Genomic DNA, 11,962 nt, shown 5'->3' with positions numbered 1-11,962 from the left:
CAGCGCCAATGGTACTTAGACCGCAGGGTCTTGGGAGAGTAGGACGTCGCCAAGCACGAGAGACCTATCGCATGTTATGCGATAGGTTTTTTGTTGTTTTTGTATATGCGGAGCAACTTTAATCTCACAAATGAGTTTATTTATGTATAAACAGCTTGTAACCGTACCAAGCTAATGGAAAATCAATTTTACCGAGCACTTGACCTTTTGCTGAAATTGCATATAATAAAATCAAGGTCAAAGAAAGTCAAAGTCAGTTGTCCGAATATTCGGTGTATATTCTGTTTTGATTGCAAGACCTCATTAATTATTATGTTTCAACTTTGGTTTTATTGGTTATTTCTCAGGGAGGTTGGTGGTTTGCGTAACATTTCCGATCTCATCGAACAGTATTTGAAGCTTATGCTTCAAGAAAGTCCAGAAGGCGCAGTAGAAATTCAGCGCAATGACTTGGCTGACAAATTTTCTTGTGTACCGTCGCAAATCAACTATGTTATTAGTACTCGATTTACCATGGAGAAAGGATACATGGTTGAAAGTAAGCGTGGCGGCGGAGGCTATATCCGAATACAACGGATTGAACTTCCGGCACTGAAGGCGATTCAATTCCATATCGAAGAAACGGTTGGAGAATGTGTCGATCAAGGTGCAGCGGAAGGACTTATTTATCAGCTTGAGGAAGCGAGGCTTATCTCTAAGCGAGAGGGAAACCTGCTCCGTGCAGCTGTGCATCGTGATACGATTGCGCTTAAGCTGCCGCTCAGGGATGAAATTCGGGCCAGATTACTTAGGTCTATGCTTATCTCGTTGCTGGTTAAATAACGAGCAACCGTTTATACCGGGAGGAGGGATCAGGCTTGTTTTGCCAAGATTGCGGTAAAAAACCGGCTACGCTTCATTTTACAAAAATCATTAATGGCGAGAAGACCGAATTTCATATTTGTGAAAACTGTGCTCGTGAGAAAGGTGAAGGCATTCCTGGTGCGCCGAATAGTTTTTCTATTCACAGCTTATTGTCGGGGCTCCTTGATTTCGAACAAGTTGGCGGGTCGACGATTACCGGTATAAAGCAGCCAGCGCTGCGCTGCGAGGAATGCGGGCTGACCTACACACAGTTTAGCAAAATAGGCCGATTCGGCTGCAGCTCCTGTTATCATTCGTTTGAAAGTAAGCTTGATCCACTTCTCAAACGGATTCACAGCAGCACCATACACAGCGGCAAGATACCTAAGCGCTCAGGCGGGCAAATCCAGTGCAAGCGCGAGATTGAACAGCTGAGGCGGGATCTGCAGGAGAAGATCGATCAAGAGGAATTTGAAAGCGCGGCTCAGCTGCGTGATCGAATACGTGAATTAGAGCGCAAAATGGCAGATCTGTAGGCTGGCATAGAAGGAGTGAAGGAATCTCTTGACTAAGCATCGATTCTCACAGCATGCGCTTAGCGAATGGATGAGGGACGCAGGTCCCGAATCTGAAATTGTCATTAGCAGCAGAGTGCGAATAGCCCGAAATTTACGTCATCAGCCTTTTCCATTACTTGCAACGAATCAGCAATCTAAGGATGTCATGGATCAGCTGACTGAAGTAAGCCAGAGCGGCAAGCTGCAGTCTATTGGATCATTTGAGACCATTGTTTTGTCAGATTTAAGCGAGCTTGATAAAAGGGTGCTTGTTGAAAAGCATTTAATCAGTCCTAATTTAGCGAACGAATCGCGATGCGGGGCCGTTATTTTAAGCGATAATGAATCTGTTAGCATAATGATTAATGAAGAAGATCATTTGCGCATTCAATGTCTATATCCAGGTTTTCAAATCCAGGAGGCATGGGCATTGGCCAGCGGAATTGACGATATTTTTGAAGAGTCGGCTGACTATGCGTTTGATGAGAAGCGCGGTTATTTGACGACATGTCCGACAAATGTGGGCACAGGCATCAGGGCATCGGTCATGATGCATTTGCCAGCACTTGTCTTAACGTCACAAATTAATCGTATATTGTCAGCAGTAACGCAGGTGGGCTTAGCGGTCAGAGGATTGTATGGCGAAGGCAGTGAAGCACTTGGGAATTTGTTTCAGGTGTCTAACCAAATTACGCTGGGGCAATCCGAGAATGAAATCATTGAAAATCTATATGGTGTTGCAAGACAAATCATCGAGCATGAGAAATCAGCACGCAAGCGTCTTATGCATGAGTCGAGGCTGAGAACAGAGGATCGCGTGAAGCGCTCATTCGGTATTTTAGCATATGCTTCAATAATGGACTCCAAGGAAGCAGCGCAGCGGTTGTCGGATGTGCGACTTGGAGCAGACCTGGGGATTTTATCAGATGTAACGCCACAAGTGTTGAATGAGCTTTTGGTAATGACTCAGCCTGGATTTTTGCAACAAACCTTCGACGAGAAGATGAGTCCAGAGCAGAGAGATTTCAGGAGAGCAGAACTCATACGCAAGCAATTGCGCGGTGAAAAAGGCCATGGGGGTGCGTAAATATGATGTTTGGAAGATTCACGGAGCGAGCACAGAAGGTGCTTGCATTGGCGCAAGAAGAAGCGGTTCGTCTCGGACACAATAATATTGGTACAGAGCATATTTTGCTTGGCCTTATTCGCGAAGGGGAAGGAATAGCGGCTAAAGCATTAATTGGATTAGGACTTGGACTTGAGAAAATTCAAGACGAGGTTGAAGCACTAATTGGTCGTGGACAAGAGCAGCCTAACAATATTGCATATACGCCACGCGCGAAAAAAGTAATTGAGCTTTCGATGGATGAAGCTAGAAAGCTTGGACATACGTACGTTGGCACAGAGCATATTTTGCTTGGTCTTATTCGTGAAGGAGAAGGCGTTGCGGCACGTGTGCTCAACAACCTTGGCATTAGCCTTAATAAGGCTCGTCAACAAGTTCTTCAACTACTCGGCAGCAGTGAAGCTGTTTCGAGCAATCACGGTTCACCAGCTAATGTAAGCACGCCTACGCTCGATGGTCTAGCAAGAGACTTGACTGCTTATGCGAAGGAAGGAAACTTGGATCCTGTTATCGGCCGAAGCAAAGAAATTGAGCGCGTTATTCAAGTGCTAAGCCGCCGGACCAAGAACAATCCAGTGCTAATCGGGGAGCCGGGCGTCGGTAAAACAGCGATTGCAGAAGGTCTTGCGCAGAAGATTATCGAGAATGAAATTCCCGAAACTTTGCGTGACAAGCGTGTCATGACGCTGGATATGGGCTCTGTTGTCGCAGGTACGAAATACCGCGGTGAGTTTGAAGATCGACTGAAGAAAATTATGGATGAAATCCGCCAAGCAGGCAATATTATTCTATTCATCGATGAACTTCATACGTTGATCGGTGCAGGTGGAGCAGAGGGTGCAATCGATGCATCTAATATTTTGAAGCCTGCGTTAGCTCGCGGTGAACTGCAATGTATCGGTGCAACTACGCTTGACGAGTATCGCAAATATATTGAAAAAGATGCAGCGCTGGAGCGCCGCTTCCAACCGATAACGGTGGATCAGCCTTCTCCAGAAGAAGCGATTCAAATTTTGTACGGTTTACGTGATCGCTATGAAGCTCATCACCGTGTAAAAATTACGGATGAAGCCATTGTGCAAGCTGTCAAATTATCCGATCGTTATATTCCGGATCGGTTCTTGCCAGATAAAGCGATTGACCTTATTGATGAAGCCGGCTCAAAGGTACGCTTGCATTCTTACACAGTACCGCCTAATTTGAAGCAGCTTGAAAACCGTTTGGAAGATATCCGCAAGGAGAAGGATGCAGCGGTTCAAAGTCAAGAGTTCGAGAAAGCGGCAGCCCTGCGCGATACGGAACAAAAAATCCGCGAAGAGCTCGACATCACCAAAAACCAGTGGAAAGAAAAACAAGGCCGTACTGATTCTGAAGTAACACCGGAGGATATTGCTCAGGTTGTAGCTAGCTGGACGGGAATTCCTGTTAGCAAGCTGGCTGAAGAAGAGACGGAACGACTTCTGAAAATGGAGGATATTCTTCACGGTCGCATCATTGGTCAAGACGATGCCGTGAAGTCGGTATCCAGAGCGATTCGTCGTGCTCGTGCCGGTTTGAAGGATCCGAAGCGTCCAATAGGTTCATTCATTTTCTTAGGGCCAACGGGTGTTGGTAAAACCGAGCTCGCAAGAGCGCTTGCTGAAGCAATGTTCGGGGATGAAAATGCGGTTATCCGTATCGACATGTCAGAATATATGGAGAAACATTCGACATCACGTCTAGTCGGAGCGCCTCCTGGTTATGTCGGTTATGAAGAAGGTGGACAGTTAACCGAGAAGGTTCGCCGCAAGCCATACTCCGTTGTGTTGTTAGATGAAATTGAGAAGGCTCACCCTGAGGTATTCAACATATTGCTTCAGGTGCTTGAGGATGGTCGCTTGACTGATTCCAAAGGCCGTGTTGTCGATTTCCGCAATACGCTGATTATTATGACTTCCAACATTGGAGCTGATCAAATCAAGCGCAATTCCTCGCTCGGCTTCACAGCCGTTCAGGATGCGGGACGCGACTTCCAACAAATGAAGGATAAAGTGCTCAGCGAGCTTAAGAAAAGCTTCCGTCCGGAGTTCTTGAACCGTATCGATGAAAGTATCGTGTTCCATTCGCTTGGCGAGGAGCATATTGCCCAAATCGTTACTCTTATGTCGGATGAGCTGCGCAAGCGGCTGCGTGAACAGGAAGTTGACTTCATATTGACGGATGCAGCCAAAGCCTTCCTTGCGAAGGAAGGTTATGATCCACAGTACGGAGCACGTCCACTTCGCCGGGCTATCCAAAAACATATCGAGGATCGTTTGTCCGAAGATTTGTTAATGGGTAAAATCCAAAAAGGCGATACATTCACGATCGATGAGAAGGATGGTGGCTTAACGGTTACCAAATCGATTTCGGAGCAAGAACCAGAGGAAACGGCTACGAAATAAGCAACATATAAAACTGTCCCGCAACCAGAATAGCTGCTTGCGGGACAGTTTTTATTATCCTAATAAATTGACAATGATAATCATTATCGTATAATAAGACTATAGCTTTACATAGAATGGAGGAGCAACGATGATAGTTGTTACCAATACGATAAAGGTAAAAAAGGGTCACGGGGAGACGGTAGCAAATAGATTTCAAAACTCAAAAGGCATAGATTTATCGCCTGGTTTTGTTCGCATGGAAGTATTGCTAACAGAAGGTTTAGAAGAATATGATGAGCTTAAAGTCAGCACCACTTGGGAAACCAAAGCATCCTTTGAGGGCTGGGTGAACAGTGATTCATTTCGGCAAGCGCATGCTCATAGAGGTGGCGGGCAGCAGGGTGAGGCAGGTCAGCAAACAGAAAGTGTTATGCTTGGCTCACAACTAACAACGCATCGCGTGCTGGTTGCAAGGCAAGCTGGAATTGAGGCTCAGCAGCATTAATTCTGTGTATTTTAAAAGTTTGAGCTCTAATAAATTCAGTTATCCTGTGACTAACATTTCGCTCTCTTATCCACTGTGGATAACGAGAGCGTTTTTTATGTTGATTTTATCCATAAAGGCTATGGGGATATGTTGATGAGTTGTGGATAATGTTGATAACTTGTTGGTAATTCTGTGGATAACAATGAAAAGTCGTGAAATGGATAAGTGTAGCTGTGGGAAACGAATAATAGGTAGGTTATCTCCTTTTTTTCATTAACAATGTGGGTTTATACATGGAGGATAAAATGGTAAACTTTATGTAGTGCGATTTTAAGCACAATCGCTAGGGCTGGCATCATTAAATTACGCTGGTTCATAACGTTTAAGGAGTACAGAATGGCCAAAATAAAATCAAAGTTTGTGTGTACGGAATGTGGTACTGAATCGCCAAAATGGCTGGGGAAATGTCCCGGCTGTCATGCTTGGAACTCTATGGTGGAAGAGAAAGAAACCGTTGTGAAAACGAAGGGCGTCGGATTGTCGTCGTTTCATGCGAAAGAAAAGCCGCAGTCCATCATACATATAGAAAGTGGGCAAGAGCCTCGTATAGAAACAAAGATGCTGGAGCTTAATCGAGTGCTTGGCGGTGGTGTTGTACCTGGCTCGCTAATTCTTGTTGGCGGTGATCCCGGTATCGGAAAGTCGACGCTGCTGCTGCAAACCTCTCATGCGCTCGCGGTGAAGGGATTGAAAGTGCTCTATATTTCTGGGGAGGAGTCGGTGCGACAAACGAGGCTTAGGGCAGATCGCCTTGGAGCGCTTACGGAATCGCTGTATGTACTATGCGAGACCAATATGGAGCAAATTAACGATGCGATAGAATCAGTTCAACCGGACTTTCTCGTAATCGACTCCATTCAAACCGTCTATGATCCAAACGTTCAATCTGCACCTGGGAGCGTGTCACAGGTTCGTGAATGTACGGCACATTTTATGCGAGTAGCCAAAATTAAAGGAATTGCAACGGTGCTTGTCGGCCATGTAACGAAGGAAGGCGCAATCGCCGGACCGAGGATGCTCGAGCATATGGTGGATTGTGTCCTCTATTTCGAGGGTGAGCGCCATCATACTTACCGGATTTTGCGAGCTGTCAAAAATCGCTTTGGCTCGACGAATGAGATTGGTATTTTCGAAATGGGCGAGGATGGGCTGCGGGAGGTCACGAATCCCTCTGAACTGTTTTTGTCTGAACGTCCGCTTGGCGTATCAGGCTCCACAGTGGTTGCAAGTATGGAAGGTACCAGACCCGTGCTTGTGGAAATTCAAGCGCTTGTTGCCACAACTAACTTTCCATCTCCGCGCAGAATGTCCACGGGTATCGATCATAACCGATTGGCACTCATCATTGCAGTGCTGGAGAAGCGAAACGGTATGTTTCTACAAACGCAGGATGCGTATTTGAACGTAGCAGGTGGAGTCAAGCTCGACGAGCCGGCAGTCGATCTCGCAGCTGCGGTCAGCATAGCCTCCAGTTTTCGGGATGCTCCGACGAAGCCATTTGACGTTATTTTTGGCGAGGTAGGACTGACGGGAGAGGTGCGCGGCGTATCGCGTGCAGAGCAACGGGTAAAGGAAGCTGAGAAGCTAGGATTTAAACGTATCATTATGCCTGAGAAGAGCTTAAAGGGGTGGAAGCATCCCGCGGGCATAGAAATTATTGGCGTATCTACAGTGTCGGAAGCACTAAAGGCAGCGCTTGGATAGGGGGACAGATGATGAAGGAACCTACTCAGCTTGAAATTATGAATCAATTATTGCAATTAGTCGCACCAGGTACCCCTTTTCGTGATGGGCTTGAAAATGTGCTTCGGGCCAAAACGGGGGCGTTGCTTGTTGTGGGTTACAGCCCAGAGGTAATGGAGGTCGTGGACGGGGGTTTTTCAATCAATTGCGACTTCTCTCCTAACTATTTGTATGAGCTTGCAAAAATGGATGGGGCTATTATTTTGAGCGAAGATATGCGCCGAATTTTATATGCGAACACGCAGCTTATACCGAATAGTTCAATTCCATCGATCGAAACGGGTATTCGTCACCGAACTGCAGAGCGGGTTGCAAAACAGACCGGCAAGCTGGTCGTATCCATCTCGCAGCGTCGTAATATTATCACATTGTATCAAGGCAATCTGCGTTATTCGCTGAAGGATATGGGCGTTATTTTGACGAAAGCCAACCAAGCGATTCAAACGCTCGAGAAATATAAAGCAGTGCTCAGCCAATCATTTACGAACCTTTCAGCACTGGAGTTCGAAGAGCTTGTCACGCTGCAAGAAGTGGCACATGTTATTCAGCGTGTTGAAATGGTGCTGCGCATCAAGATGGAAATTAAACGTTATGTGAATGAGCTCGGTACGGAAGGGCGGCTCATCAGCATGCAAATGGATGAGCTCGTTGGCGGCGTAGAAGAGGATGCTTGGTACTTACTTAAGGATTATGCAAAAGAAAATTCGGATGAGAAGATACGTGAAATAAGGGCTGGTCTCAAGAAGCTAAGCTCGGATGAGCTGCTTGATGCGCCGCCAATCATCCGATTGATTGGTTATCCACATACGAGCAATATGAGCGATGAGTCGGTGTCTCCGCGCGGTTATCGTCTGCTGAATAAGATTCCAAGGCTGCCTCTTATTATTATGAACAATCTGATTGAAAACTTCGGACGATTGCCCCATATTTTGATGGCGACGATTGAAGAATTGGATGAGGTTGAAGGTATTGGCGAGGTACGGGCACGCGCTATTAAAGAAGGTCTCAAGCGGATCCAAGAGCAGATGTTCATTGACAGGCAAATATAAATCCCATACAATGGATTGAATGTGGTCCTGTAACGTGGAGATACATTCGTTAAGGGTTTTGGGGCATAGTAGAGAAGAGGTGGAAAAGATGATCGCAAAATCGATACCGAGCCTTCTCACGGTGGGGAACTTATTCTTAGGAGTAATCGCCATCATTCTTGTATTCAATGAAAAACCAGATACTGCGGCTATGATGGTGTTAATCGCCATGCTGCTTGATGGTGTTGACGGACGCGTTGCTCGGGCGCTGAACGTTCAAAGTGAATTCGGTAAGGAGTTAGACTCATTATCCGATGTGATTTCGTTTGGCGTAGCTCCAGCATTTATTATGTATGTAGTTGCTTTTCAAGATCTCAATCCAGCTCTAGCATGGATAGTGACGGCATTGTTTCCGATTTGCGGAGCATTGCGGCTTGCTCGTTTCAATGTGATATCAAGTGCGCCAGGTCACTTTATCGGTCTGCCAATACCGGCGGCTGGTGGCGTGTTAGCAACCCTTGCTTTATTCCAAAATGACATTTACGTATCGGTGCTGCTTACAAGTACGGTGGTGCTTTCCATCTTAATGGTTAGTACGATTAAATATCCGAATTTCAAAAAGGTCGGTATTCCGAAGAGTGCAATATGGGTTGTCCCTATTGTGATTGTTGTATCTGTCGTATTAGGCTTATTGTTCAAAAATGACTTATCCAAAATATTGTTTGTACCGCTGCTTCTTTATGCGCTGTACGGCCTAAAAAAAAACGTTGAACGCCGTTTGCCCAAGCGAAACCGCAAGCGGAAGAAACGAGATGAAAACGCTGAAGATCCTGTTCAAACAGAGAAACCAGCTTAATCATGGTTAGAATATTGAACGCAAAATAGCGATCCCAACACGTATCTTTGTGCTTGGGGCGCTATTTTTTTTGCCTTCACTTATGGATGAAAGCAAGGATGTCCTCCTTTTAACAATCTTTTTTTGGAATAATTTTGAAACGGTTCATCCGCTGAATTCGTATTTAGAAGGCAGACTAAAACGAATTTGAATGGAGAAGATGCTGGTTTGAAACGACTATTTAGTACTAGAAAGCCGTCTTTATGGACCAAAACGATTGTTACTGCTGCTTTATCAGTCAGCCTGCTGGTTCCAGCCGTATATGCGGCTCCCGTGGAGCCGAGTGCTGCGCTCGCTCCAAAAGTGTTAAATGCTGAAAATGCCACAGCATTCTTGAATGATTTTTTTGCATCGGAACAAATCAAATCGCAATATGTAGGAGCCTCTGTCGTTATTGTGAAGGATGGTAAAACAGTCGCACAGCGAGGATATGGCTTAGCGGATCTGGAAACGAAAAAACCTATTGATCCTGCTTCAAGCGTGTTTCGTATCGCCTCAGTGTCCAAGACCTTTACCGCAGCGGCGGTTATGCAGCTTGTAGAGCAGGGAAAGATCGGCCTTCAAGACGATTTCACCAAGTACGTGAAGGATTTGAAGTTCGACAACCCATTTGGCAAGCCGGTTACGATTGAGAATTTACTTACGCATACGACTGGTTTTGAGATACGTGATCCGCAGCCAGAGGATATACATACCGACATCGGGAAAGTAGTTGAAATTGAAGACTATGTTCGGGGGCATATGCCTTCTGTTGTTCGGGAGCCAGGTAGCGCCTACATGTACGATAACTTTGCGTCGATGCTGCTTGGATTAATTGTACAAAAAGTCAGCAGTTTACCTTTTAATGATTACATGGAGCAGCATATATTCAAGCCGCTGCATATGGATTCAAGCCATTTTTTACTCAATAACAAGCTTAAAGAAAACCTTGTGTCGGAATACGATGTTATGAACAGCAAACATGAATTATACGCTGTTTCTCCTACGGTAATGCCGCAAGGGGGGATGTTCTCTACTGCTGAAGACATAGGCAAGTTTATGATTTCTTTCCTGAATGGCGGTTCAACAGAATCTGGCCGCATCCTTAAGCAAGCGACCGTTGATAGTATGGAAACGTATCGTTCCACAATTCATCCGTTAATGCCGAACACAACCTATGGTTTTGAAGCGCCTATTCAGCTTCCTGGAGCGGGAAGCAGCTCTTCCGTTATTGCGAAATTAGGAGATATTGTGGGTACTAGCTCTATTATGTTTCTAATTCCAGAACAAAAGACGGGAGTATTCATCACCTACAACAAGCTTGGCCCTCTCCGTGATTTCTTCTATCAGGCTTTTATTAATACATTTTTCCCAGCCTATGCCGAACCTGCGAAGCTTGACTCATTCACGCCGTATACGAGCAATCAATTGGAAAAATTCATCGGCATTTATACCGATCTTCGTGTCGGTCAACTAAATACATCAATAGAAGCAGACGATAAAGGCAACTTGATGATTTCAGATGCCTTCCTTGGACCTCGCGTGCTTAAGCAGGTGGATAACAACCTGTTCGTAGATAGTCTTACAGGTAAATTCACAGCATTTGCAATAGGGGCTGGCGATGAAGTGCTTTACTTGAAGGAACCTTATCTGAATCCACTCGGCTATGGTATGAAACATAAAGCGCCGACCTTGTTTGCTGATATTGCGAAGGACCATCCTTACGAGAAAGCAATCTATACGCTGAAAGTGTTAGGGCATTACTCCGATAATGGGGATGAGAAATTTAATCCCGAGCAATCAGTCACTCGGGGGCAATTTGTTAAACATCTTATGGAGATTAGCGGATTAAAAGGAAGCAGTACGGAAGAACTCGTTTTTACGGATCTGAAAGGCCATTCGGCAGCGGCTTTTGTCCATCAGGCTTATGAGCTGGGGCTGGTCAAAGGAACAACAACGAATCGGTTTGAGCCGGACCGCAACATTACTCGCCAAGAAGCGGCCGTTATGATGTGGCGTGTCTTCGCTCAGCAGTATCCAGCAGAGTTGTTCGAATCGGTTAAGCTCTCTGGTGAGACTGATGTATGGGCGCTGCCAGCTGTGAAGATGATCGTTAAGCTGGGCATCTATGGTCCAGAGGTTCAAGAGACAGAGAAGGGTGTTTTCAATTACGCTTCTAAGAAAGTTCTGAACCGCCAAGAGGAATCTGCTATTTTATATTCTCTTCTTACACGTCCGTTAGACGTTATAGTCTCCGAATTCATGCAGCAGAAGTAACAGATTAGCGATATGAGAGAGGCCTCCCAATTTGGGAGGCCTCTTGTGTTACTCGATTCATGTATTTCATCATTACGTTAAATTAAACAGGCCTAAAGTTGAGCATTTGTCGTATTCGTCAGCAATAACTTCATCCAGTTGAATATCTAGCAGATTACATAAAGCAGTCATATAAAACAAGTTGCGGCCAAGATCGGCCTTGAGCGCATCGCGGCAATGCTCGCATACGGCTCCGGTGAGATGACTTTGCAGCGTCGTTTTCGCATTTTCAAGATTTAATTCATCCGAGTATTGTTGTTTGCGAGCATTTAATTCAATACATCCACAATCCGTTACTGCTTTCGTGACTGCACGATTAACCGAAGCGCCTGACTGTCCGAATTTGGACATAACATCTAGCAAGCTGCGGTGCCGAAGCAACAATTCGGATACTTGCTGCTGAAATTGATCCAGTGTAGGAGCGCTCATCGGTTCCACCTCTTTCACCAACCTCTTATGTTTTATTCTTAATATCCATTATAAGCCTCCTATCCGCCTTTTACAAAATATGAATTATTAAAAA

At 45.4% G+C, this 11,962-nt stretch carries 10 protein-coding genes; 9 read left to right on the top strand and 1 reads right to left on the bottom strand.

The annotated features are described in order from the left end of the window. The first annotated feature begins 360 nt into the window (after positions 1 to 360). From AC787_RS14145 to AC787_RS14105, 9 genes are all read left to right on the top strand, one after another. The gene (locus AC787_RS14145) at positions 361 to 822 is read left to right on the top strand and encodes a CtsR family transcriptional regulator (RefSeq protein WP_054025359.1); all 462 of its coding nucleotides are present in this window, start codon (positions 361 to 363) and stop codon (positions 820 to 822) included. A gap of 35 nt (positions 823 to 857) precedes the next feature. Further along, positions 858 to 1,379 carry a UvrB/UvrC motif-containing protein gene (locus AC787_RS14140; RefSeq protein ID WP_054025358.1) on the top strand — a complete coding sequence of 174 codons (522 nt, stop codon included), beginning with the start codon at positions 858 to 860 and terminating at the stop codon, positions 1,377 to 1,379. Positions 1,380 to 1,407: 28 nt separating this feature from the next. Continuing rightward, complete coding sequence (locus AC787_RS14135; protein WP_082360753.1) at positions 1,408 to 2,487, top strand: protein arginine kinase; 1,080 nt, start codon at positions 1,408 to 1,410, stop codon at positions 2,485 to 2,487. A gap of 2 nt (positions 2,488 to 2,489) precedes the next feature. Continuing rightward, entirely contained in the window at positions 2,490 to 4,949 is a 2,460-nt protein-coding gene (gene clpC, locus AC787_RS14130) for an ATP-dependent protease ATP-binding subunit ClpC (protein WP_054025357.1), read from the top strand. 130 nt (positions 4,950 to 5,079) lie between these two features. Beyond that, on the top strand, positions 5,080 to 5,436 hold the full coding sequence (locus AC787_RS14125) for an antibiotic biosynthesis monooxygenase (protein WP_054025356.1): 357 nt from the start codon (positions 5,080 to 5,082) through the stop codon (positions 5,434 to 5,436). 378 nt (positions 5,437 to 5,814) lie between these two features. After that, complete coding sequence (gene radA, locus AC787_RS14120; protein WP_054025355.1) at positions 5,815 to 7,182, top strand: DNA repair protein RadA; 1,368 nt, start codon at positions 5,815 to 5,817, stop codon at positions 7,180 to 7,182. Positions 7,183 to 7,193: 11 nt separating this feature from the next. After that, positions 7,194 to 8,270: a DNA integrity scanning diadenylate cyclase DisA gene (disA, locus tag AC787_RS14115; protein WP_054025354.1), complete on the top strand. Its 1,077-nt coding sequence runs from the start codon at positions 7,194 to 7,196 to the stop codon at positions 8,268 to 8,270. A gap of 88 nt (positions 8,271 to 8,358) precedes the next feature. Beyond that, positions 8,359 to 9,105, top strand: coding sequence for a CDP-diacylglycerol--serine O-phosphatidyltransferase (gene pssA / locus AC787_RS14110; protein ID WP_054025353.1), 747 nt, complete (start codon positions 8,359 to 8,361; stop codon positions 9,103 to 9,105). Positions 9,106 to 9,312: 207 nt separating this feature from the next. After that, a complete protein-coding gene (locus AC787_RS14105; RefSeq protein WP_054027061.1) occupies positions 9,313 to 11,400 on the top strand; it encodes a serine hydrolase in 2,088 nt (695 codons plus the stop codon). Positions 11,401 to 11,472: 72 nt separating this feature from the next. On the opposite strand, the gene AC787_RS14100 is transcribed toward AC787_RS14105, so the two are convergent. Further along, a complete protein-coding gene (locus AC787_RS14100) occupies positions 11,473 to 11,868 on the bottom strand; it encodes a hypothetical protein (protein ID WP_054025352.1) in 396 nt (131 codons plus the stop codon). Positions 11,869 to 11,962: the final 94 nt, after the last annotated feature.

It is taken from the genome of Bacillus sp. FJAT-28004, from assembly GCF_001280845.1.
GTDB lineage: Bacteria > Bacillota > Bacilli > Paenibacillales > Paenibacillaceae > Pristimantibacillus.
The sequence above is the reverse complement of the archived record's forward strand: the minus strand, read 5'-3'. Positions and strand labels throughout refer to the sequence as shown.